At 54.3% G+C, this 23,091-nt stretch carries 26 protein-coding genes and 2 tRNA genes; 5 read left to right on the top strand and 23 right to left on the bottom strand.

The window, feature by feature from the left end; all coding sequences use genetic code 11:
- Positions 1–4: 4 nt before the first annotated feature.
- The gene (asd, locus tag AVO41_RS04050) at positions 5–949 is read left to right on the top strand and encodes an archaetidylserine decarboxylase (protein ID WP_068582894.1); all 945 of its coding nucleotides are present in this window, start codon (positions 5–7) and stop codon (positions 947–949) included.
- A gap of 52 nt (positions 950–1,001) precedes the next feature.
- Positions 1,002–1,340, top strand: coding sequence for a P-II family nitrogen regulator (locus AVO41_RS04045; protein WP_019894085.1), 339 nt, complete (start codon positions 1,002–1,004; stop codon positions 1,338–1,340).
- A gap of 63 nt (positions 1,341–1,403) precedes the next feature.
- On the opposite strand, the gene AVO41_RS04040 is transcribed toward AVO41_RS04045, so the two are convergent.
- Genes AVO41_RS04040 through AVO41_RS04025 form a run of 4 tightly spaced genes read right to left on the bottom strand, consistent with a single transcriptional unit; the run spans position 1,404 to position 5,032 of the window.
- The gene (locus AVO41_RS04040) at positions 1,404–2,171 is read right to left on the bottom strand and encodes a hypothetical protein (RefSeq protein ID WP_068582890.1); all 768 of its coding nucleotides are present in this window, start codon (positions 2,169–2,171) and stop codon (positions 1,404–1,406) included.
- A complete protein-coding gene (gene ntrC / locus AVO41_RS04035) occupies positions 2,168–3,649 on the bottom strand; it encodes a nitrogen regulation protein NR(I) (protein ID WP_068582888.1) in 1,482 nt (493 codons plus the stop codon). The genes AVO41_RS04040 and ntrC overlap by 4 nt, the downstream gene beginning before the upstream one ends.
- An 11-nt stretch (positions 3,650–3,660) precedes the next feature.
- Complete coding sequence (gene glnL / locus AVO41_RS04030) at positions 3,661–4,758, bottom strand: nitrogen regulation protein NR(II) (protein WP_068582885.1); 1,098 nt, start codon at positions 4,756–4,758, stop codon at positions 3,661–3,663.
- Between the two features lie 25 nt (positions 4,759–4,783).
- On the bottom strand, positions 4,784–5,032 hold the full coding sequence (locus tag AVO41_RS04025; protein WP_068582880.1) for a hypothetical protein: 249 nt from the start codon (positions 5,030–5,032) through the stop codon (positions 4,784–4,786).
- Positions 5,033–5,171: 139 nt separating this feature from the next.
- On the opposite strand from AVO41_RS04025, the gene AVO41_RS04020 reads away from it, so the two are divergent.
- The gene (locus tag AVO41_RS04020) at positions 5,172–5,939 is read left to right on the top strand and encodes a hypothetical protein (protein WP_068582877.1); all 768 of its coding nucleotides are present in this window, start codon (positions 5,172–5,174) and stop codon (positions 5,937–5,939) included.
- A gap of 162 nt (positions 5,940–6,101) precedes the next feature.
- Here the strand turns inward: AVO41_RS04020 and AVO41_RS04015 are convergent.
- The 15 genes from AVO41_RS04015 to AVO41_RS03945 form a co-directional block, all read right to left on the bottom strand.
- A tRNA-Lys gene (locus tag AVO41_RS04015) sits at positions 6,102–6,177 on the bottom strand.
- 33 nt (positions 6,178–6,210) lie between these two features.
- A tRNA-Lys gene (locus AVO41_RS04010) sits at positions 6,211–6,286 on the bottom strand.
- 72 nt (positions 6,287–6,358) lie between these two features.
- Positions 6,359–7,060, bottom strand: coding sequence for a 7-cyano-7-deazaguanine synthase QueC (queC, locus tag AVO41_RS04005; RefSeq protein ID WP_068582875.1), 702 nt, complete (start codon positions 7,058–7,060; stop codon positions 6,359–6,361).
- The gene (ybgF, locus tag AVO41_RS04000) at positions 7,060–7,917 is read right to left on the bottom strand and encodes a tol-pal system protein YbgF (RefSeq protein WP_160326780.1); all 858 of its coding nucleotides are present in this window, start codon (positions 7,915–7,917) and stop codon (positions 7,060–7,062) included. The genes queC and ybgF overlap by 1 nt, the downstream gene beginning before the upstream one ends.
- 1 nt (position 7,918) lies before the next feature.
- Positions 7,919–8,539, bottom strand: coding sequence for an OmpA family protein (locus AVO41_RS10860; protein WP_235584650.1), 621 nt, complete (start codon positions 8,537–8,539; stop codon positions 7,919–7,921).
- Positions 8,540–8,570: 31 nt separating this feature from the next.
- Positions 8,571–9,887 carry a Tol-Pal system beta propeller repeat protein TolB gene (tolB, locus tag AVO41_RS03990; RefSeq protein WP_082676498.1) on the bottom strand — a complete coding sequence of 439 codons (1,317 nt, stop codon included), beginning with the start codon at positions 9,885–9,887 and terminating at the stop codon, positions 8,571–8,573.
- Between the two features lie 21 nt (positions 9,888–9,908).
- On the bottom strand, positions 9,909–10,952 hold the full coding sequence (gene tolA, locus AVO41_RS03985; protein WP_068582865.1) for a cell envelope integrity protein TolA: 1,044 nt from the start codon (positions 10,950–10,952) through the stop codon (positions 9,909–9,911).
- The gene (locus AVO41_RS03980) at positions 10,949–11,428 is read right to left on the bottom strand and encodes an ExbD/TolR family protein (RefSeq protein WP_201022833.1); all 480 of its coding nucleotides are present in this window, start codon (positions 11,426–11,428) and stop codon (positions 10,949–10,951) included. Before AVO41_RS03980 ends, tolA begins: the two co-directional genes overlap by 4 nt.
- A 12-nt stretch (positions 11,429–11,440) precedes the next feature.
- Complete coding sequence (gene tolQ / locus AVO41_RS03975) at positions 11,441–12,136, bottom strand: protein TolQ (protein WP_068582861.1); 696 nt, start codon at positions 12,134–12,136, stop codon at positions 11,441–11,443.
- Between the two features lie 43 nt (positions 12,137–12,179).
- A complete protein-coding gene (gene ruvB / locus AVO41_RS03970; protein ID WP_068582858.1) occupies positions 12,180–13,211 on the bottom strand; it encodes a Holliday junction branch migration DNA helicase RuvB in 1,032 nt (343 codons plus the stop codon).
- Between the two features lie 113 nt (positions 13,212–13,324).
- The gene (gene ruvA, locus AVO41_RS03965; RefSeq protein ID WP_068582856.1) at positions 13,325–13,927 is read right to left on the bottom strand and encodes a Holliday junction branch migration protein RuvA; all 603 of its coding nucleotides are present in this window, start codon (positions 13,925–13,927) and stop codon (positions 13,325–13,327) included.
- 37 nt (positions 13,928–13,964) lie between these two features.
- On the bottom strand, positions 13,965–14,483 hold the full coding sequence (gene ruvC, locus AVO41_RS03960) for a crossover junction endodeoxyribonuclease RuvC (RefSeq protein ID WP_068582853.1): 519 nt from the start codon (positions 14,481–14,483) through the stop codon (positions 13,965–13,967).
- A 72-nt stretch (positions 14,484–14,555) separates the two neighbouring features.
- The gene (nadA, locus tag AVO41_RS03955; protein ID WP_068582850.1) at positions 14,556–15,644 is read right to left on the bottom strand and encodes a quinolinate synthase NadA; all 1,089 of its coding nucleotides are present in this window, start codon (positions 15,642–15,644) and stop codon (positions 14,556–14,558) included.
- Positions 15,645–15,669: 25 nt separating this feature from the next.
- Positions 15,670–17,463, bottom strand: a complete 1,794-nt coding sequence (aspS, locus tag AVO41_RS03950; protein WP_068583320.1) for an aspartate--tRNA ligase — start codon at positions 17,461–17,463, stop codon at positions 15,670–15,672.
- Positions 17,463–18,239 carry a DUF502 domain-containing protein gene (locus tag AVO41_RS03945; RefSeq protein ID WP_082676494.1) on the bottom strand — a complete coding sequence of 259 codons (777 nt, stop codon included), beginning with the start codon at positions 18,237–18,239 and terminating at the stop codon, positions 17,463–17,465. Before AVO41_RS03945 ends, aspS begins: the two co-directional genes overlap by 1 nt.
- Positions 18,240–18,485: 246 nt before the next feature.
- On the opposite strand from AVO41_RS03945, the gene AVO41_RS03940 reads away from it, so the two are divergent.
- Together AVO41_RS03940 and AVO41_RS03935 are read left to right on the top strand one after the other, a co-directional pair.
- On the top strand, positions 18,486–19,337 hold the full coding sequence (locus AVO41_RS03940; RefSeq protein WP_068582848.1) for an SDR family NAD(P)-dependent oxidoreductase: 852 nt from the start codon (positions 18,486–18,488) through the stop codon (positions 19,335–19,337).
- Positions 19,324–20,352 (top strand): phospholipase A, encoded by a 1,029-nt coding sequence (locus AVO41_RS03935; protein ID WP_082676492.1) that lies wholly within the window; start codon positions 19,324–19,326, stop codon positions 20,350–20,352. Before AVO41_RS03940 ends, AVO41_RS03935 begins: the two co-directional genes overlap by 14 nt.
- Positions 20,353–20,366: 14 nt before the next feature.
- On the opposite strand, the gene AVO41_RS03930 is transcribed toward AVO41_RS03935, so the two are convergent.
- The 4 genes from AVO41_RS03930 to AVO41_RS03915 form a co-directional block, all read right to left on the bottom strand.
- A complete protein-coding gene (locus AVO41_RS03930) occupies positions 20,367–20,696 on the bottom strand; it encodes a thioredoxin family protein (RefSeq protein ID WP_068582845.1) in 330 nt (109 codons plus the stop codon).
- Positions 20,697–20,709: 13 nt separating this feature from the next.
- A complete protein-coding gene (locus AVO41_RS03925; protein ID WP_068582842.1) occupies positions 20,710–21,615 on the bottom strand; it encodes an ROK family protein in 906 nt (301 codons plus the stop codon).
- A gap of 3 nt (positions 21,616–21,618) precedes the next feature.
- Positions 21,619–22,449, bottom strand: a complete 831-nt coding sequence (locus tag AVO41_RS03920) for a ferritin-like domain-containing protein (protein WP_068582839.1) — start codon at positions 22,447–22,449, stop codon at positions 21,619–21,621.
- 140 nt (positions 22,450–22,589) lie between these two features.
- Positions 22,590–23,066 (bottom strand): hypothetical protein, encoded by a 477-nt coding sequence (locus tag AVO41_RS03915; protein ID WP_235584649.1) that lies wholly within the window; start codon positions 23,064–23,066, stop codon positions 22,590–22,592.
- Between the last annotated feature and the right edge of the window lie 25 nt (positions 23,067–23,091).

Raw genomic sequence — 23,091 nt, 5'->3', positions numbered from 1 at the left:
AACCATGCCCCAAAACCTGAGCGATCTGATCAAAGTTCTGCCGCAGTATCTGATCCCCAAACATTGGCTTTCAAAGGGCATGCATGCGTTTATGCGCATACGTGTGCGTTGGATCAAACTGGCGACTATGAAGACGATGATCCGGCTCTATCGTATTGACCTGAGTGAAGCCGAAGAAACTGTGCTCGACAACTACCCTCATTTTAATGCCTTGTTTACCCGTGCGCTCAAACCCGAAGCCCGCCCAGTAGACAGCACACCCGATGGCTGGTGCAGCCCGGTCGATGGCGTGGTCAGCCAGTCAGCCCGCATTCAAGGCGATACGCTGATTCAAGCTAAATGCCATGACTATCGCCTGCCTGCGCTGCTGGGCGGTGACATCGAGTACGCAAAACAATTCAAAAACGGCGATTATGCCGTGATTTACCTGGCGCCGCATGACTACCACCGCATCCACATGCCCAAAGCCGGACGCTTGGTTTCAATGACGTATGTACCGGGCGATCTGTTTTCGGTCAATCCGGCGACGGTTCGCCAGATCGAAGGCTTGTTCGCCCGAAACGAACGTGTGATTTGCCGGTTTGAAACACCAGACGGGCCTTTTTGCATGATCTGGGTCGGAGCCATTTTTGTCGGCAGCATGGAAACCGTCTGGCAAGGCAAAGTCACCCCGCCTTATGGCACAATGATCCAGCACTGGGATTACAGTGACCGGAGTCTGAACTTTGAAAAAGGGGAAGAACTTGGTCGGTTCAACATGGGCTCCACAGTGATTTTGCTTTCACCGGAAGGCCAATGCCCGGACTTGGGTCAACAAACACCGCAGCGACGGGTAAACATGGGCGAAGCCCTGACACAGGCGTCCAGCCCGACCGAAACCATGCCTCGGCCGAGCGTTGATGCGTCGGACGAGGGTGAAACCGACCACAGTCCCAAAATCACCTTGTGACACCAACGAAAACGAACACAGAACGAATCAACCATTAAAAAGGATCGACACTATGAAAATGATCACGGCAATCATCAAGCCCTTTAAGCTGGACGACGTTCGAGAAGCCTTGCACGACATTGGCGTACACGGCATGACCGTGATCGACGTGAAAGGTTATGGCCGCCAGAAAGGGCACACCGAAATGTACCGCGGCGCCGAGTACGTTGTAGACTTCCTACCGAAGCTTAAGCTTGAAATTGCTGTCAGCGAAGAGCAGGTAGACCAGGTGGTTGAAGCGGTGGTCGATGCCTCACAAACCGGTAAGATCGGCGATGGCAAAATCTTTGTGACCAACATCGAACAAACCATCCGCATCCGCACCGGCGAAACAGGCCCGGAAGCACTCTAACAGACTTTCAAGAGGGGCAGTGCCCCCTCTCCTGCAAACGTCACACCTTTCAGACTCGGGCACCTACCAGATCGAACGCCCAACTTTGTGGGTTCGTTCATGACCGGGAGCCTGGGTCGACTCTCCTCTGGGAATGACCTGCCATAGCCAAGTGGTGTCAGGTGCTGGGAGCCTGACACCCCAGGCGGGGTCCAGTTCATCAATGCATTGGCCTTGCGCATCGTATTCAGCGACCCAACGATCGCATATCAGGCACCGCACCGCGTCAAATTTGGACAGGTATTCAAGATGCGCCTGAATCAGCGCTTGCCCCATTTTTTCGAGTTCGGCTTCTTCAAGATTGCGGTGCAATCCCGGTCTAATGGCTGTTAAGGGAAGCTGGGTGAGCACGTTCAAAGACACCACACAATCGATCGGTTCATCCAGAAAGCGTTGCGGCGAAACGATGTCTGTCCTGCCTGAAAAAAGACCCGTCAATGATTCGGTCAGGTCACATTCAATCAGGCGCACATTGGGCAGATCCCGAACAAGGCGACGGGCCGAGCGCAAAAAAACCATGTCCACCAACCACACCTGCTCAAACGCTTCACTGGCCTGGTGCAACGGAATGTCTTGCAACAATCCAGCGCCCATGACCATAAGAATGCGCTTTCGCTTTGATTGTGCCATGGCTTCTCGAATGGCTTGCTGGCAGCGCTGATAATGGGGTTGCCAGGCCGCTTCACAACGTTTGCAACGAGCCTGCATGGCAATGGCTTCTTTGAGCAATCCAGAACGTCGCGCCAAGGGTGTCGCTGGTGTGGTGAGCCATTGCCAGGCCTCCAGAATCATGGTGCGTCTTTGTCCAGCCCCAATGCCTGGGTTTTACGGGTCAGGGTGTTTCGTCCCCAGCCCAGCAACGCGGCCGCCTTCTGACGATGATTAAGGCTGTAACGCAACGCTTCTTCAATCAGCACTTTTTCAAACAGCGGCTCTGCCTGCGTATGCAACCCTTTTTGCCCGGATTGTAGAAATTCAGCGGCCCACTGACGCAACGGCGCTTGCCACCCCCCTCCTTGCGCAGAGAGCTCATCGGACTGACCGGTCTGCACCATCGCCTCCAGCATCATAGAGTTTTCCTTGCCCTGTTGCAGTTCCAATGGCAAATCATCCATTTGCACCGTCTTGTCAGGCGCCATAATGGTCAGCCAGGTGCACAGACTTCGAATCTGGCGCACATTCCCCGGCCAGGGCTGATGAACCAGGTATTTTTCCACTTCTCGGCTCAGGCGCTTTTCTTCCAGATCATACTGTTTGGCTTCCTCACTCAGATAGTAACGAACGATCGGCAAAATATCTTCCCGGCGCTCTCTCAGTGGCGGTACCTTGATACGAATTACATTCAGTCGATACAACAAATCTTCACGGAAACGTCCCTGGCGCACCAGTTCTGCCATATTCTGGTGGGTCGCGGCCACTATCCGAACATTGGTTTTGATCGGGGTTTTGCCGCCCACCCGGTAAAAGGTGCCATCATTCAGAACGCGTAACAGGCGGGTTTGCAGATCAACCGGCATATCACCGATTTCATCCAGAAACAAGGTTCCCCCATCGGCTTCTTCAAACCGACCGATTCGCTGGGTGTGCGCCCCGGTAAACGCGCCTTTTTCGTGGCCGAATAATTCCGACTCCAGCAAATCTCTGGGAATGGCCGCCGTATTGATCGCCACAAACGGACCGCTGGCACGCGTACTGAGTTCATATAGGGCGCGCGCAACCAATTCCTTCCCCGTCCCGGTTTCGCCCGTAATTAGAACAGTGACGTCCAGCTGTGAGACTCGGCCCAGGATACGAAACACCTCCTGCATCGCAGGAGCAGAACCAATGATGTTCAACGGTTGTTTACTCTGACGGGGTTTTCGGCTGCGTTTGCCCCCGGACAAGTGACGCTTCACCGCCCGATCGATCAACGACAGAGCGTCGTCAATTTCAAACGGCTTAGGCAGGTACTCAAATGCCCGACTCTGAAAGGATTTGACCGCGGTATCCAAATCCGCATGGGCCGTCATAATAATCACGGGGATCTGCGGATCGACCTCATGAATCGCCTCCATGAACTCCAATCCATCCATTTCCGGCATGCGCACATCAGAAATCACCACAGAGGGCTTGACCGTTTTGAGCTCACGCAAGGCTTCCAGCGGGGAACCAAAGTCTTCAACGTCATAGGGGCGCTCATCCAGAGACTCACGGATGACCCAGCGTATGGACGCGTCATCGTCCACGATCCAGATTAAAGGCACATCCTGTGCATTGCTATGTTCACTCATTATGTTCGTTCCTATCGTTTGTAGCGTTTGCGCTGAGACGTCTGTCGGTTGTGGTCAAACGGCAAATAAATATTAAAAACGGTGTTGCCAGGCTCACTTTCGGCCACGATCAGCCCACCGTGCTGGCGCACAATGTTTTGCGAAACGGGTAACCCAAGCCCGGTTCCGGATTCTTTGCTGGTCACCATCGGATAAAAAATAGAGTCAAACACATCGGGGGGAATGCCCTCACCTTCATCGATCACACTGATCACCGCGACCAGTGGGTATGTTTTGGTGCCAAGGGTAAACTTGGATTCCACGCGGGTTTTGATGGTGAGCAGACCGCCATGCTGAGCCATCGCTTCCATGGCATTTTTAACCAGGTTCAGCAACGCCTGCACCATGGCTTCAAAATCCATGGAAATTTCCGGAATACTGGGGTCATAATCCAACTTGATAAACACATGATCGGGCTTTTCACCGCGAACAATGTCCAAGACATAAGCGATCAAGGCATGAATATTAAAAGGCGATTTCTCCTCGCCGCCTTTGGGCCCCAGCATTCGATCCACCAGGTTTTGCAGCCGCTTGACCTCTTTTGAAATGACAGACAGATAACGCCCAGCTTTATCATTGTCCTGATAGCGTTTCTGTAGAAGCTGGGTCGAGCCATAAATCCCCGCCAACGGGTTTTTGATCTCATGGGCCAACGTGCGCACCAGCAAATTGCCGGCTTCGTACTGATGCCAGCGTTCGTCCTCTTCCACAATCCGGTGGTGACGCTCAGTGTCATACAGTTCGATCAGCCAGCCATCTGCCTCATCCAACTCATAGTAGGAAATGGTGCAGGTAACATGCAGCCGTTGCGTATCCGGCAGACGAATGCTGTATTCGTGAATGGTCAGACGTCCGGTGCCACAGGCCCGGATATCATCCAGCAACCGCGGCAATATGTACCGCCAATTGACACCAATGACTCTCTGGGCGCTCAACTGCAACAACTCCGCGGCCGACAGATTGATGTAACCGATGTTTTCGTTACAGTCAATCCAGACCACCGCTGTCGTCAACCCATCCAGAATTTCTTTCTCGCTGACCGCCACGGGCGGCCCGACTTTACGACTCATTGCCTTGCCTCGTTTCATTCACCGCTCAGGTGTTCATCATTGACCGAACCACTTCGGGATCGGGAAACGCAAACACATAAAGAATGGCAAACGCCAATAAAAATGCCCCGCGTGTCAGCCCTTTAAACGGCAACACCGGATGACAGAGAATCGCAAACGCAAACCCACTGACCATCGCTCCCCAGGCTGACAGGGTCGCCGCCATCAGTCCCAGCAGGACGCCCAGGGCCATCGCGTAATAATGCCAGCTCATTTTGGTTCGTTTTTCGGCCATAATGATTCATCCATCCTTTTTGAGGGAGCTATACGGTGACTTCTTGCACTATTTTAATGCATTGTTGGCCGTTTGTTGCAGTCTTCTGCCTGCGAGCTTTGATACAATAAACCAACGATAAAAAACCAAAGGAAAGGCTATGCAAAACCCAATCATTGTGATCGGCATGGGCGAACTCGGCAGCGTGTTTGCACGAGGTTGCTTGAAACTGGGCTATCCGGTTCAGGGCGTTCGCCGCGAGGACTCTCTCCAACAGATGGCACAAGCCATCCCCAACCCGCAAGCGGTGATTGTGGCCGTCGGCGAAGCCGACATTCACAGCGTCATGCAAAACTTTCCTGCAGCCTGGGCCCATGACGTCGTATTGATTCAGAACGAACTCTTGCCCCGAGACTGGCAGGCCTCACAAATACCACGTCCGACTGTCATCAGTGTCTGGTTTGAAAAAAAGCCGGGTATGGACACCAAGGTTGTGGTGCCCTCCCCGGTTTACGGCAAACACAGCAAGCTTATTTTTGATGCCATGGCCACACTCGACATCCCCGTGGTTCAATTGGGCTCATCCGAAGAGTTGTTGTATGAACTGGTGAGAAAAAATCTGTATATTCTTACCACCAACATCGCAGGCCTGGAAGTTGGCGGAGACGTCCAAACCCTGGCCCAATCCCACCCGGCACTGATGAAAAGCGTGGCCAGTGATGTTTTAGACATTCAGGATTGGTTGACCGACCACACCAACGATCGAGATCAGCTTATGGAAGGCATGCTGACTGCCTTTGACGGCGACCCGGCGCACAAATGCATGGGGCGCTCAGCGCCAGCCCGTCTCAAACGGGCGCTTAGTTTTGCCGACGAGGCGGGCCTGATGGTGCCTCAATTGCGAAAGATCGCTCAGGCGCATCTGTAGACGCCTGGCCAAGCCAGTCTAATCAGGCTGGCAACCGCCTTTTTTACCAGGCCTGGTAAAAATCGTGGGGCACAGACACAGACACAGACACAGACACAGACACAGACACAATGATATTGTGCGTTAAGACGGGGTGAAAAAACAGAAAGAAACTTGGAAAAATGGTGGGTCGTGCGCGATTCGAACGCGCGACCAATTGGTTAAAAGCCAACTGCTCTACCAGCTGAGCTAACGACCCATAATCGAGTTGTAACAGGAAAGACATCCAAAATGGTGGGTCGTGCGCGATTCGAACGCGCGACCAATTGGTTAAAAGCCAACTGCTCTACCAGCTGAGCTAACGACCCCGTTTGGAATGGGGCGTATTATACAAGTTGTAGCCGTTTACGCAAGTCGTTTTTGGTTTTGTTTTTGGATTTTTAGGCAGGGGGAGATTGATAGACAGTCGGGTCGCTGACCCCGGCCTGTTTAAACCCAGCTTTGCGCAAACGGCAGGCATCGCACTCACCGCAGGCCTCTCCTTGCGGACCTGCCTGGTAGCAGGAAACCGTTTTCGAATAATCGACCCCCAGTTGATGCCCTGTCCGGATAATTTGGGCCTTACTCATTGTCAGCAGCGGCGTTTGAATGCGCATCGATTGCCCTTCCACGGCGCGCTTGGTCGCCAGATTAGCCATCGCTTCATACGCCTTGATGTATTCAGGGCGGCAATCCGGGTAGCCGGAGTAATCCACCGCATTCACACCGATAAAAATATCATCGGCTTCAACCACTTCCGCCAGCGCCAGCGCATACGACAAAAATACCGTATTGCGAGCCGGTACATACGTGACTGGAATTTCACCTTCCTCACCGGCCTGAGTGGGCACGTCGATGGCCGCATCGGTCAAAGCCGAACCGCCAATGGCCTGCATGTTCATCTGCATCACTCGATGACTGCTAACATGGCGCGCCTGCGCCAACCGTTGGGCGGCCTGCAGTTCGGCCTTGTGGCGCTGACCGTAATCAAAGCTAATGGTATGACACTCAAATCCTTTGGATTGGGCAATGGCCAGCACTGTGGCCGAATCCAAGCCACCAGAGAGCAGCACCACCGCTTTGTGCTGAGAAGATCCTGCCATTACGATGCCTGCTGCAGAGCTTGAAGGCGCCCTCTGGCTTTTTCCGCCGCGCGGGTTTCGGGATGCGCATCAATCAGCGCCTGATAACGGGCTTTGGCGGCTTGGCCCTGCCCCAAATTATCCAAGGTATCGCCCGAACGCAGCATCGCATCCGGCGCTTTGCTTGCATTCGGAAAGGTTTCAAAACTGTGTTCAAACGCGGCCAGCGCTTTTTCTTTCTGCCCCAGAACCGAATGCGCCTCACCTTGCCAGTACGCCGCGTTGGCGGCCAGAGGATGGGACGCGTAATCCTGCACAAACGCCCGCAATGCTTCCACGGCGGCCTCATACTTCGAAGCCTTCAGCAGAGCAAAAGCGGCATCGTAGGCCTTCTTCGCCTCGGCATCGGGTTGCTCGGAAGAAGACGTCTCAACTGATTCAGACGGTTTGTTGTCTGCGGCGGTATTCGATGTGTCCCCAGCGGTTTCCCGGGGTTCTTCCGACAACGTCGATGAGGCCGAATCCAAATCCGCTGTATCGGTGAGTGATTGCGCTTGCGACGTCAGGCGTTTAATCTGCGCTTCCAGCTGACTGATGCGCTCTTCATTACCCTGATAACGCTGGGTCTGAGTCTGGTTCAACTCCTCGACCCGATGCTTGATCAAGTCCAATTGATTGAGGATTTCCTGGATCTGCTGCTGTTGCTGACCCAGCTTGCGGCTCATCTGCACCAGAATTGGGTTGTCGGCTTTGCGTTCCAATCGCTCGACCCGCTCTTCAAGTGATTGCGCACCGCTCGCAACCATCGGCAGCGCTAACGCGATTGCCAGCAGCCCCTTAGCACAGACAGTGCGATGGGCCGATTTAAAACCTGACATATTAATCATTGCTCGATTCATTGTTCGATTCAATCTCAACGCGTCGATTGAGGGCCCAGGCTTTTTCAGTCTGACCTTCCGCAGCGGGTTCGGTTTCCCCCATGGAAATGATCTCCATTCGCTCATCACTGACCCCATACAGCATAAAAGCTTCTGCGACGGCTTGCGCCCGACGTTCGCCTAGGGCCAGATTGTATTCCTGCGAACCACGCTCATCGGTGTGGCCAATCAGCTTGATGCGCTCATTGGGATTGTCCACCAGGATATTGGCAAAATGCTGAACGGTTGCCAGAGAAGCTTCATCCAGTTGCGACTGGTCATAACCAAAATAAATCACTGGATCATAGGTTTCGCCCATCGCTTGTTCAAACGGTGTCAACTCCCCCTTATTGAGCGACTCGCCCTGGGTCAAATCCTCTTCTGCCAGCTCGGTGGCTGATTCTTCAGCCACCACTTCCACCGACTCGTCCTCCGCCTGAGACGCTCTGACCAGGTCGTCCACATCACGATAGTCGCCCTCTCCCTGAGGAATCCGCTGATCTTCCGGCACCGTCGGCGGACTGCTGCAACCGCCCAAGACTCCGATCATCAGCGCCAATCCAATCCAATTCTGCTTTATCACAATTTCGCTCCTGTGTGGCAATAGGGTTGATTCAATCCAGATAAGGGCCCCAGGAAGGCGAGCGCACTTCGCCTTCTTTGACACTCAGCACCTGGGTCACATTGTTATCCACCGACACCACGGCCAGCTTACCGCGCCCCCCCTGATTCATGGCATAGAGAATCATTTCACCGTTCGGAGAAAAGGTGGGGGACTCATCCAACCGAGTTTTGGTTTTGATGCTCAGCTCATCTTTGTACATATCTTTGATGGCGATGTGAAAGCCCCGTTTGACATGGACCATCGCCAGATAACGCCCGTCCGGTGAAATCGCCGGATTGGAGTTATAGCGTCCTTCAAAGGATATCCGACGGGTTTCCCCTGTGTCCAGAAAGAGTTGAAAAATCTGTGGCTGCCCACGGCGGTCGGAGTTGAAATACAGTGACCGACCATTGGGCGCCCAAACTGCCTCGGTCTCGATCGCCCAATGGCGGGTCAGACGTTCGACTTTTCCAGTGGCCATGTGCATCCGGTACAAATCCGCCGACCCTTCTCTGGAGTTGGTAAACACCAGAGACTGCCCGTCCGGCGACCAGGCTGGCGCCCCGTTGATCCCTTTGAAACTGGCAATGATGTCACGGCGCGAACCGTCCAGGTATTGCAGAGCGATTTCTGACCGACCATTTTCAAAGGTCACATACGCCAGCTTTTTCCCATCCGGCGACCAGGCCGGGGACATAATCGGATCGGTGGATTTTAGAATCGATTGGGCACCATACCCATCCGAATCAGACACCTCAAGGCTGAACAGCCTTTTTCCACCCTGGCGCCGTTCCGTGACATAGGCAATGCGCGTGTTAAAAGCCCCCTTTTTGCCCGTCAGTTCCTGATAAATCAAGTCACTCATTTTATGGGCCACTCGCCGCAGAGCCGTCTCACTGACTTTGCGCCAGCGCTTGCCAATGACCTGTTCCTGACGGAGCAAATCCACAAATCGCATTTCCACGGTATAGGTGCCGTCTTCTTCCTGATCAATGCGCCCCATCATCAGGTTATCGACGCCTTCGGCCAGCCACTGACCATAGTCGATCTCTTCAATCGATTGCGGACGTGCCGGGAGTTGGCGCTCAGGCAGCGCTTGGAACTTCCCGCTTCGAAACAGATTCGCGGCAATGATCTCAGACGGTCGGTGCGATGGCACAACCCCTTCATCATGCGCCAATGGCAAAATCGCCACCGGAATCGCCATGTCCGAACTCTGATCGATCTCAATGGTCAGATCTGCCGAGGCAGGCGTGATGATGGCAGACAACATCAACGCAAACCAGAAAGATAAAAGGGACGGGCAGTACCTGAATGTTGGTTTCATGAAAATCCTTCTCATTGATGCTTACGGCTTGAAGATGAATTCAATGTTGCGTTCAAACAACTCTTCCACGGGCGGTTGCGGCAAAGGTTGCGCACGAAGAACGGCCCGTTCGGCATCTTTTTTGAATTGTTCATCCGCCGCACTGTTACACCCTTTGACCGTGACTTTGGAAACCATGCCTTTGGGTGTCTGAGTGATCGCAATCACACACTGCGCTTCATCAGAAACTCGGGCCGCCGTGCGCCAATTGTCTTTGACCGCCGCGGTGATGGAAGAAATGTAAGTCTCTCGTAAATTCTGCATTTCACGGGCTTTGGCGGCGGCTCTTTTCTGGGATTCGGCCTCGGCCAACTGCTTGGCCAGTTCCGCTTCGGCCTGTTCCTGCTCACGCTGCAAGCGGGCTTGCAACGCTTCTGCCTCAATACGGCGTTTTTCCGCCTCGCGCTGCTGAATTTCTGCCTGCAACGCCAGACGTTCGGCCTCTTCTTCTTCTTTTGCCTGTTTCGCCTGTTCCAGAAGTTGCTGGGCCTGGGCCTGTTGCGCTCTGGCTTGTTCGGCGGCTTGCTTGGCTTCTTGAGCGGCCTGACGGGCCTGCTCGATTTTTTGACGTTCGGCTTCGGCTTTTTCAGACGCAACCTGAGCCAGCTGACGGGCTTCTTCGGCTTTTTTACGCTGCGCCGCCGCCTGACGTTTTGCCTGCTCGGTCAGAACCAGCGCCTCTTTCTGTTCGGCCTTAAGCTGCTGCAGCCGCTGCTTTTCTGCCTCAGCCTGTTGCTTGAGACGTTCGGCTTCGCGCTTTTTCTGCGCTTCTTCTTGTTTTATTTTTTCCAGCTGAGCTCGCACAGCGGACGCATCCACCGCAAACGTGCGCATGGGAGGTGACTGGGCTGGCACCACCGAAGGCGATGGTTCACTTTCGGTCTGGCTTGTCGGCTCGGCCACATTGACCGGCGTCAGACGCTCAAAATCACTGAATCGATTGGTGGCCATCCACCACAAAAGAATGATATGCAACGCCAAAGCAATCAAGAAGGCCACAGGATGTCGTGCAATAAAGCGAATCATGCCGCCTCCCCTGAAAAGCCGCCACGGGCTTCCGGTTCGGTCATCAGCGACACGCGGGAGACACCGTTATTCTTAAACAGGGTAAACAGGTGCACCACTTTGCCATAAGCCGCCTGACGATCGCCTTGAATGTAAAATTCCTGATTCGGGTGAAGCTGTGAGCGGGCCACCACTTCGGCCACCAACGTGGCCAGATCCTTCTGCGACAAAACCCGGTCAGGGGCAGCAGAGGTTTTATAAAAGCCGTCCCGGGTCACGGTCACCACAAACGGCGGCGGTCCATCGGCAATGGTCTGGTCCGCCTCTTCCACCACCTCAGGGGTTTGAGGCAGATCAACGGTCACCGCCTGCTGAACAATGGGGGCCGTAATCATAAAAATGATCAACAGAATCAAGGTCACATCGATGTAAGGCACCACATTGATTTCGGCCATTAATTTTTTACGGCCCTGAGGGCGAAAGTTACTTTGCATCATATCAGAGCACTCTCAGTGCGACAGCTGCGACTCTTCCACCGAATGCGCCTGACGCTGGATGATCGACAGAAAGCCTTCGGCAAAATTTTCATACTCAATGGTGACCTGCTCCAGCTTGACCGTCAAACGGTTGTAGGCAATCACCGCCGGAATCGCGGCAAAAAGACCGATTGCGGTCGCAATCAATGCTTCGGAAATCCCAGGCGCCACCGCTGCCAGTGTCGCATTTTTCACATCACCCAGCGATGTAAAGGCATGCATCACCCCCCAGACGGTGCCAAACAGGCCGATGTAAGGCGCAGAGGATCCCACTGTGGCCAATAAAGCGACGTGATTCTCCAGACGACCGACTTGACGCGTAAATGCCACTTTCATCGCGCGTTGCGTACCGGCAATCAGATCGGAGGCCGCATCAACGCCTTGCTTTTTCAACCGCACAAACTCACTGAAACCGGCATCGAAGATCGCCTGGTTACCATGGATGGGCTGAGGCTGTTGGCTGACTTCGTGATAAAGCGACGTCAACTCACTGGATTGCCAGAATTTCTGGTCAAACGCCTGCGCTGCCTGTTTGGCACGACGAATTTGAACGCTTTTGGCAATGGTCACCGTCCACGCCATCACCGACATAATCAGCAAAAGGATCATCACTGCCTGCACGACCGCACTGGCCGAGAGCACCAATTGCATTAATGATTCGTTTTCCATTCGTCTTCCTTCTCGTTAATCGTCTGTCATCGGCTCTGTCTGATCAGTGCCGGTTTGATTCATTATCTGTTTTGACCAGGCCTGGTAACCCCAGGTGCTGGTAAGCCATGTCGGTGACAACCCGCCCCCTGGGCGTGCGCACCAAAAACCCTTCCTGCACCAGAAACGGCTCGATCACATCCTCGATCGTGCCGCGTTCTTCGCCCAGGGCCGTGGCAATGCTGTCGATGCCCACGGGACGATTCTCAAATTTATGAATCAGCAATTCCAGCAGGCGGCGATCCATTTTATCCAGCCCGGAAGGATCCACTTCCAGCATATTCAGCGCTGCATCGGCGATGTCAGGGGAAATAATACCATCGCCACGTACCTGCGCATAGTCGCGCACTCGACGCAACAATCGATTGGCAATACGCGGCGTCCCACGAGAGCGCCGCGCAATTTCCCGCGCACCACTGGGTTCAGCCGACAGCCCCAGGATCTGTGCGGAGCGAATCACAATCTCTGTCAGTTCATCAATGGAATAAAATTCCAGGCGCTGCACAATGCCAAAACGATCTCGCAGCGGAGAGGTCAATAAGCCGGCCCGCGTGGTGGCCCCGACCAAAGTAAAGGGAGGAATATCGATTTTAACCGTCTGAGCCGCTGGCCCCTCTCCAATGACAATATCAATCTGAAAATCCTCCATTGCCGGATAAAGCACCTCTTCGACCACCGGACTCAACCGATGGATCTCATCCACAAACAGCACATCATGGGGTTCCAACCGCGACAGAATCGCGGCGAGATCCCCGGGCTTTTCAATGACCGGCCCCGACGTCTGACGCAGGGTGACGCCCATTTCCTGAGCAATGATATTGGAAAGCGTGGTTTTCCCCAGCCCCGGCGGACCATAGAGGAGAACATGGTCCAGGTGCTCCTGACGCTGGCGGGCAGCATGAATGGACAGTTCCAACTGTTCACGCACCGCCTGCTGACCGATGTAATCCCGCATCATCCCGGGACGGACCGAGGGCATGACCGTCATATCCTCCTCGGTCTCAATGCCTCCAACAATGCGGTCGGTTTCGATCATGGGGTCCGGCTTCTCCTGACAAACAGCATTACGAACTGATTATGTGATTATAGTGGTCTGAAAACGGGGTGCAAGCGCAAAAGCTGAACAGAAACTGACCCCGTCGTAACCCCTTAGAGTTTGACTGATTTCAAGGCGGTTCGGATCATTTCTTCCAGCGTCAGATCCGCGGCCACGGGGGCAAGCATCTTTTCAGCCTGAGCCGGTTTATAGCCCAGTGATTCCAATGCGGCCCGCGCCTGACCCTTATTCGACATCGAAGCGGTCGCCAGCGGTTCAGACACGTTCGGTGACGCGGCGCCCTCGCTGTCCCAGCTTTTTAGGCGGTCGCGCATTTCAATCATCAAACGCTCGGCGGTTTTCTTACCCACACCCGGTATGCGGGTCAGTGAGGTCGCGTCCTCCTGCTCAACGCAACGGACAAACTCTTGTGCCGACATGCTCGACAAAATGCCGATGGCCATGCGCGCGCCGATGCCATTGACCTTGATCAAGGTCCGAAACAAATCCTTTTCCACCTGGGTGGCAAAGCCAAACAGCAGCATGGCGTCTTCGCGGACGTGCAAATAAGTCAACAGGGTCACCGTTTCCCCCGGCCCGCCCAGTTTGTAAAAGGTGGACATCGGCGCTTCCAGTTCGTAGCCCACCCCCTGAACATCCAACTGAATCATGGGGGGCTGCTTGGCATGCAAACGCCCGGTCAGAAAACCGATCATAGCGATTCCTTTTCGTTAACATCCCCAGAGGGAATCATTAAAAACGCGTGCCCTTGGCCATGGCTTCTGGGTCCAAACCCAGGGAGCTGTAGCGGTCATGACACAAGGCCGCCGCCAACGCATCCGCAGCATCCTCCTGAGGGGACTCCGTCAGCTTCAAAAGATTCTGAACCATGTATTGAATCTGGTCTTTGTTGGCATGCCCCTGTCCGACAATCGTGCTTTTGATCTGGGTGGGGGTATATTCCATCACAGGAATATCGCGCAAGGCAGCGGCACAAATAATGACCCCTCGAGCCTGCCCCAGTTTGATCGCTGAATTCGGGTTTTTGTAGACAAACACCTTCTCAATCGCCATGATCGAGGGCTGATACTGGTCCAATAGCTGACACACCGATTCAAAAATGGTTTTCAGTCGCTGGGAACCACTCAGCTTCTCCACCCGAATCACACCACTGGCCACGTAGGCGGGGTGATAACGGCCTGATTCGATCAGGCCGAATCCTGCTTTGCGCGAGCCTGGATCAATCCCGAGAATACGCTGTTTACTGACCATAATGAAGGGGTTCCGTCTGCATGGGACAGGCAAGCTGTCTTTTTAACCAGGCCTGGTTAAAAAGACACCGGCTCAAGCCTGCGCTGACTTGATCAATCCCTGCTGGCGTGAAAAATCAAGCATGCGCTGCACGGACGCCAGCGCCTTGGTTCGAGTCGACTCATCCAGCTTAATTTCACCACTGAGATCACGCAGACACTGCGCCAGATTCTCGAGGCCATTCATCGCCATCCAGGGACAGTGCGCACAGCTAATACAGCCCTGCTGACCCGCACGACTGGAGGTCGGCGCCACAATCAATTCCTTATTAGGCGCCGCTTGCTGCATTTTGTAAAAAATCCCGTAATCGGTGGCCACAATAAACTGCTGATCCGGTAGCGTCTGAACCGCATCGATCATGACCCGGGTGGACCCCACCACATCGGCCAACGCCACCACCTCCGCCGGAGATTCAGGGTGCACCAGCACTTTGGCTTCAGGGTGCTCGTCAATCAACTGTTTCAGGCCGTAGCTCTGAAACTCATCGTGCACAATGCAGTGACCCTGCCAGCGCAACATCTCAATGCCGGTTTCCTGTTCAATCCAGTGTCCCAGATGCCGATCCGGGGCCCAAATGATTTTTTCGCCCTGTGCTTTCAGATGACGCACGATTTCCAACGCATTGCCCGAGGTCACAACCCAGTCAGCAATGGCTTTCACTTCGGCTGAGGTGTTGGCATACACCACCACCGTGTGATCCGGGTGTTGCGCGCAAAACTCAGCGAATTCCTTGGGTGGACAACTTTCATCCAGTGAACAGGTCGCCCCAAGATCCGGCATCACAACCGTCTTCTCCGGGCTGAGCATTTTGGCGGTTTCGCCCATAAACCGGACGCCGCACACCACCAGCACATCGGCTTCACTCTGCGCACCGAAATTGGCCATTTCCAGTGAATCAGCGACCTTGCCACCCGTCTCTTCGGCCAAAGCCTGGATATCAGCATCCACGTAATAATGGGCGATGATCTGCGCATTACGCTGCTTGAGCAAGGCTTTGATTTCATTGATCAAAGCTTGTTTTTGCTCCGGATTCAGAGACCGTGCCGGTGGCGCGTTCTCTGCCAGGCGATCAATACGCCCCATCAGCTCAACTGGAATCGTCTGCTCCAAGGTCTGACTCATACAAAATCCTTCTGTTGACCGGGAATCAGACCGACTCGTCAGAGGCGTTGCCTAGCGGCTTGCGGAAACGCAGATCCAACTCTTTCAGCTGTGCGTTATCCACATCTCCGGGCGCATCGGTCAGCATACAGGCAGCCGACTGAGTTTTGGGGAAGGCAATCACATCGCGGATCGAATCACGTTCAGCCATCAGCATCACCAGGCGATCCAGACCGAACGCCATACCGGCATGCGGCGGGCAGCCATACTTCAATGCGTTCAACAGGAAGCCGAATTTTTCTTCGGCCTCTTCCTGACCGATGCCCAGCAATTTGAGCACTGCCGATTGCATCTCGGTGTCGTGAATCCGCACCGAACCGCCGCCCACTTCAATCCCGTTGATCACCAGGTCGTAGGCGCAAGACAACATCTGATGCGGCGCGTCATGATTGAGAATTTCTTCGGTGGTCGCTTTGGGCTGGGTAAAGGGATGGTGTATCGCGGTCATGCGCGCGGTTTCTTCATCCATTTCAAACATGGGGAAGTCCACCACCCAGACGGGCGCCCAGTCTTTTTCAATCATGCCCAGGTCTTCGCCCAGCTTGCAGCGCAAGGCGCCAAGCGCCTCATTGACCACTTTGGCTTTGTCAGCACCGAAAAACACAATGTCACCGTCTTCGGCACCCACCCGCTGCATAATCTCCATGGCCTGATCCGGGAAAAACTTCACAATCGGTGACTGCAAACCGTCCAGCCCGGCGGACAGGTCATTGACTTTGATGTAAGCCAAGCCTTTGGCGCCATAAATGCCCACAAACTTGGTGTATTCATCAATTTCCTTACGGGTGAGCTTGCCGCCGCCCGGTACCCGCAGCGCGGCAACGCGCCCCATCGGGTCTTTGGCTGGCCCGGCGAACACTTTAAAATCAATCGACTGCAGCAGATCCGCAACATCCACCAATTCCAATGGAATTCGTAGATCGGGGCGATCAATGCCGTATTTTTCGATCGCCTCGGCATACGTCATACGCGGAAAATCGCCATCAAAATGCACATCCACACCTTCTCGGAAGATGGTTTTGGTCAGCCCTTCCATGGTTTGCATGACTTCCTCTTCCTCCATAAAAGAGGTCTCGATGTCCAGCTGGGTGAACTCCGGCTGACGGTCGGCACGCAGATCCTCGTCACGGAAGCAGCGAGTGATCTGATAATAACGGTCAAACCCGGACATCATCAGCAATTGCTTGAACAGCTGAGGCGACTGAGGCAACGCAAAAAAACGATTCGGATGGGTGCGGCTGGGCACCAGATAATCCCGCGCGCCCTCGGGCGTGGACTTGGTCAAAATGGGGGTCTCAATGTCCATAAAGCCATTGTCATCCAGAAAACGACGCATGGAGCGCGTCACCTTGTAACGCGTGCGCATGGCCTGCTGCATCGGCTCACGGCGCAAATCAAGATAACGGTAGGTCAGGCGCACCTCTTCAGACACATGTGGATCATCCAACTGAAATGGAATCGGCTCACAGCGGCTCAGAACCTCCAGCTGTGTGGCCACCACCTCAATCTTGCCAGTGGTCATTTTGGGGTTGATGGTTTCCGCTGTCCGCAAAGTCACACGCCCGGTGATTTTGAGCACAAACTCAGCCCGCACACGTTCGGCCACTTCAAACATGGCCGCGTCGGTGGGGTTGACCACCACTTGCACCAAGCCTTCACGGTCGCGCAAATCAATAAAAATGACTCCACCATGGTCTCGACGGCGGTGAACCCAGCCGGATACGGTCACGGTTTGCGCTTCCAGCGCCTCGGTTACTTCTCCGCAATAATGTGTGCGCATCATCGATCGCTTTCCTTTTTTGTTTCGTTGTCCGGTTCAGTCCCGGGCGCATCGGAACGGCCTGATGGCCCCATATGTTCCTGACTCAGGGACTGACCGATTTGTTCAAACTGCTGTTGCATGTGTTCACGTGTTTCGTTTTCCGGGTGGATAGGCTGCTGCAGACCACCTTCCGGCCAGGGAGGTACCACCACCCCGCCTGAAATCACCATTTTTAAGGCTTCATCAATGGTCATGTCCAGCTCGTGCACTTCCTGGCGATCCACAATCAAAAAAAAGCCGGAAGTCGGGTTGGGCGTGGTGGGCACAAACACGTTCACCACCTCACCAAATCCGGTTTTAATCTGGGCTTCGCCCACGGTTTTACTGGTTTGAAACCCAATGGTCCAGAGCCCCTTGCGGGGGTACTCAATCAAGTACGCTTTCTGAAAGGTTTGCGCCCCTTCCCCAAACAGCGCCTCGGAAATCTGCTTGACCGCGGTATAAATGGACCGGACCAGTGGGATTCGCGAGAGCAATTTTTCCCACCAGCCAAACAAGTACCGGCCAAAAAAATTCGCCACCAGCATGCCGGTAAAGAAAATCAGAACCAGCGACAGGATAATCCCCAAACCGGGGATGTCCACGCCTAACCATTGTTCCGGACGCAGTGAGGCCGGCAGCAACAGCAAACTGCGATCAAACAGGTTAATCAGAAAGATCAGGGCGGCGACGGTTACCCCAAGAGGCAACCAAACCAGCAACCCGGCGATCATATAGCGTTTGACAAACCCCATTTCGCCCCTTTGGCTCATTCTTACCACAGACCAGGCTCACCCGTCTGGTTCAAACGCGACATTATATCGAATTACGCCCGATTTGTGGCGGCTTTGTTGCTTCCTCAAGGACGGCTTTTTCTGCTCGAACCAGGCCTTCTTCCTTATGAACTATCGGCCACACACGAGCTTGATTTTGCTAAAATTGCATGCACTTTGTGACCGCATTGATTTAACAGAGCCAAACCTTTCAACGCAAGGACGCGCATGAACGCCCGCACTCAAACGATTTTAATCACCGGCTGCTCGAGCGGCATCGGTTATCACGCCGCAACCTCGCTTGCCCAAAAAGGACACAAAGTGATTGCCGTTTGCCGTCGCTACCAGGATGTCCAACACCTGGAAGCACAGGGCCTTCGCAGCGTACTGATGGACCTCTCCTCAACGGTTTCCATTCATAACGGCTTTGCCAAAATCCGCGCCATCAGCCAGGGCCGCATTGACGTTTTGTTTAACAATGCCGCGTTTGCCATTCCCGGCGCGGTGGAAGACCTGAGCCGTGATGCTCTGGGCTTTCAGTTTGATACCAATGTGTTTGGCACCCAGGAACTGACGAACCTGGTGATCCCGCTGATGCGTCAACAGGGCGGCGGAAAGATTGTTTACAACAGCTCAGTCCTCGGCTTTGCCGCCATGGCCTATCGCGGGGCATACAATGCCAGCAAATTTGCGATTGAGGGATTGGCTGATACGTTACGTCTGGAACTCAAGCCGGCCAATATCCACGTCAGCCTGATTGAACCGGGCCCGATCCGTTCGCGCTTTCGTGCCAATGCCTATGAGCAGTACCAGCGCTGGATCAAGGACCGCCCCAGCGCACACCGACAAAACTACCAGGCCATGGAAGCGCGCCTGGAAAAAGAAGGCGATGCGGCGCCCTTTACACTGGGCCCGGAGGCCGTCACCGATGCCCTGGTCAAAATAATCGATCACCGTCAGCCCAGGGCCCGCTACCGAGTCACTTTCCCCACCAAGTTGTTTGCCGTGCTCAAACGTTTACTGCCAACTTTCTGGCTCGACCGCATTCTACTCAAGGCCGGTGGCAATGGTCGCCGTTGATCGACGGATCTGGCTGGCTGGGCTCGCCTGGTTCCTTGCCTCGCCGACCTGGGCAGCATCCGGCGCCTGGGATCTGGACTGTCTGATTCAGCAACTCGACCAAAGCAAACCGGGCACCACGGTTGAAACCCTACGCCAGCGCTGTCACACACAACCCCCCCAGGCCACGTCTTCGCCCACAGAGACCGATCACTCTCGAAAGCAGCCGCCAAGCACCGACACCAAGCTGGCAAAGCGACTCGCCGAAGAAGAGCAACAAAAACAGGATCGTTTTTCCCTGCAATCCCACCACCCCAACTACTTGATGGTCGCCGGCTACAACCATGCGGGCACCTCCAACACAGCGGGACTGACCGAAGGGTCTGAATCGCTGGACGATGTGGAAGTGGAAATCCAGTTAAGCGTGAAAATTCCTTTAGGCGACAACCTGTTGGGACTCAACGACCACCTCTATGTCGGCTACACCAACCGCTCCTTCTGGCAAGCCTACAACCAAAGCTTGTCGTCTCCGTTTCGCGAAACCAACCACGAACCGGAGATCTGGATCGGTTTTGAAAACCGATGGGACCTGCTGGGCTGGCGCAATCGCATGATTGACCTGGGGTTATCCCACCAATCCAACGGCCGTTCCGAACCCTATTCCCGCTCCTGGAATCGCGTTTATCTGCGCGCGGTGTTTGAAAAAGGCAACTCCGCCATGACGATTAAGCCCTGGCTTCGTCTGCCCGACAGCCGCAATCAGGACGACAACCCTGACATCACCACCTATATGGGGCATGGCGAGGTTCGCTTCATGACCAACCAGGACAATCACCAGCTCAGCTTGATGGGGCGCAACAATCTGCGACTGAGTGGCGAAAACAAAGGGGCGATTGAACTGGGCTACAGCTACCCAATCCATCGCAATCTAAACGGCTATGTAAAGTGGTTTTACGGGTACGGGGAGAGTTTGATCGACTACAACGTCAAAAGCAATCGATTGAGTTTTGGCGTGCAACTGGGCGGCTGGTTATAGGCAGCCCAACTACCTCAATCAAAGAAAAGCCCGTAGGGACGCTCAATCGCGGCAAGCACCTCCCCCACACTGAATGTTCGCACCGCCTCAAACGTCTTTTGCCCTTCAAAATAGACCGCCACCACAGGCAGGCTCATCACGCCCGACTGCGCGCACAGAGCGGTATGGACCTCACAATCAACATAAAGCTGCGCCAGCTTAGGAAAGTGCTCACTCAAAGATTGCGACAACTTAGGTTTGAGTACCTGACAGACCTGACAGTGCGCCCCACCATACAAAACCACCAGGCCTGGTGAATTTTCCAGCTGCTGCGACCACTGATCCGCTGATTTCAGTGCTTCCATCCTCATTCCTCCACTACAACCATGCCGCCCCGCGTACACCGCTGGCATCACCCCATTTCGGTGGACGCAATCGCGTTACCACCTGATCCGAAAACACATATCGGTCCCATAACTCAGGGACCCGCTGATACAAAAACGCCATCTGTGACAAGCCGCCACCCAGCACAATTGAGTCCGGGTCCAACACATTGATCACGCAAGCCAGCGCGCGAGCCAAACGATCCGCATAAAGTTCCAGGCAAAACGCGGCCTGTTCATCGCCCCCGTCTGCCAGCTCGACCAGCAACGGCGGCGTCACTGATTGGTTCATGCGAGCCGATGCCCAGCGTGAAAAGCCGGGGCCGCTTAAATAAGTTTCAATGCAGTGGGCCTGAGCGCAATAACAGGGGCCTGCATCCACCTGGTCGGCCTGTGTCAGCCAGGGCATCGGATTATGACCCCACTCTCCGGCGATGGCATTGGCGCCTGTGACCACCTGACCGTTGATCACCAGGCCGCCGCCACATCCCGTGCCAAGAATCACGCCAAAAACCGATGCGGCATTCGCCGCCGTCCCATCCGAGGCCTCCGACAAAGCAAAGCAGTTCGCATCATTGGCAAGCCGAACCGGCATGCCGATTTGAGCTTCAACGTCGGCAGCAAGATCCTGACCGATCAAACAGGTGGAATTGGCATTTTTGATTCGTCCAGTCATGGCTGAAACCGCACCGGGAATGCCAATACCCACGTGCGAAATCGACCCTCTGGCATGGCCGACGCCTTCTTTCACCAGCGCAGCCATGGTCGCCACCGTTGCACCATATTGGCCTTGAGGCGTGGAAACACGTCTCTGCCAGATCACTTCGCCGGTGTGCGAAAGCAAAATCGCTTCAATTTTGGTCCCGCCCAGATCAATGCCCAGCTGCCAAGGTTCCATCATATCTCAGGCACCATTCGGCACTCGCTGTGCCGCGGCCTGCTCATCCACTTGACGTAACCAGGCAATTTCTTCATCACTGAAGCCGGCTTCTTTGCGTGCATCAAAATTAAACGGGCCGCGCAAATCCCCATGAAAATATTCCCCAATCAGGTCGGTAAACGTGGTGAACGGATTCAACCCTCGTTGCTCGCACAGATAACGGTACCAGCGAGTGCCGACCTCGACATGGCCGATTTCATCCCGCAACAGAATCTTCAGGATCTCCACCCCGCGCTTATCGCCCATGGAGCGTAATTTACGCATCATTGGCGGCGTGACATCGAGCCCCCGAGCTTCCAGCGTGCGAGGCACCATCGCCATGCGCACCAGTGGATCATGGTCGGTCTCGAAAGTGGTCACCCAAAGACCATTATGGGCCGGAAAATCCCCGTACTCATAGCCCAGATGGGCCAGGTGCTCGCGCACGATCTGAAAATGATAGGCTTCTTCACCGGCCACGCCCAGCCAGTCCTGATAATAGGCATAAGGCATGTCCTGAAAGCGATAAACAGCATCCAACGCCAGATTAACGGCATTGAATTCAATGTGGGCAATCGAGTGCATCAACGCGGCATGCCCCTCGCGTGAACCCAATCGGCGCTTGGGCAGCGATTTGGGCGGCACCAACTCAGGGCGGGCGGGGCGCCCGGCATCCGGCACTTTTTCAATCGTCGCCGTAGGCTCAAACGTAAAGCGTTTTTCGCTCCAGTCTACCTGCAATTGCGCTAATTGTGACACCTTTTCTGAAAGGTCCGGTTCCATCAGGCACTGATAAGCGGCGTCAAACAAATTCATACAAATCCCTGGGTAGCGGGCCAGCACACGCATAGCATGCAAGGCCTTTCTCATAAACAATCATGAACCATCGCTCACGAATTTCAGACACAAAAAAACCGGCCTGAGCCGGTTTTCTTGCAAATCAAACGCGCATCGGCTTATTTGCTTTTGTCACCGAAATAGTAACTTGCCATCAAATAAGGCGTACCACGATACTGCTTGGCATCGATCGCATCAAACAGGGTGGCCCATTTTTTACGATCCGCCGCATCCATGACAGAATAAGGGTTGACACCTTTGGTTGCGTCCCCATATTTGGCTTCGATGCTTTTTAGCTCAGCATAACAATCTTTCAAAGACGTCTTTTGCTCATAATCACGGCCAGCTGTTGTGCCTTTTTCCTTGGTCAACTCAACGATGGTGTTGCCATCGGCCACACACTGATCATAAACCGAATCAGCGGCCTGAACATTCAGTGCCAGCGTCATTGCGGCACCGGCAAAAAGAGTTTTTAGTGTTAACTGCTTCATTCCATCTACTCCAAATATTAGGACTTGATTATTTACCCGAGTTATTCTCTTTCTTTTCCCCCAAAAATGCAACCCAAAAAACCGGTTGCCGGGGCTAGAAATCATTGCGGCACAATAAATTTTATTTATC

The organism is Thiomicrospira sp. WB1 (assembly GCF_001507535.1).
Lineage (GTDB): Bacteria > Pseudomonadota > Gammaproteobacteria > Thiomicrospirales > Thiomicrospiraceae > Hydrogenovibrio.
Note: the sequence above shows the minus strand (reverse complement) of the source record. Positions and strands in the feature narration are given on the sequence as shown.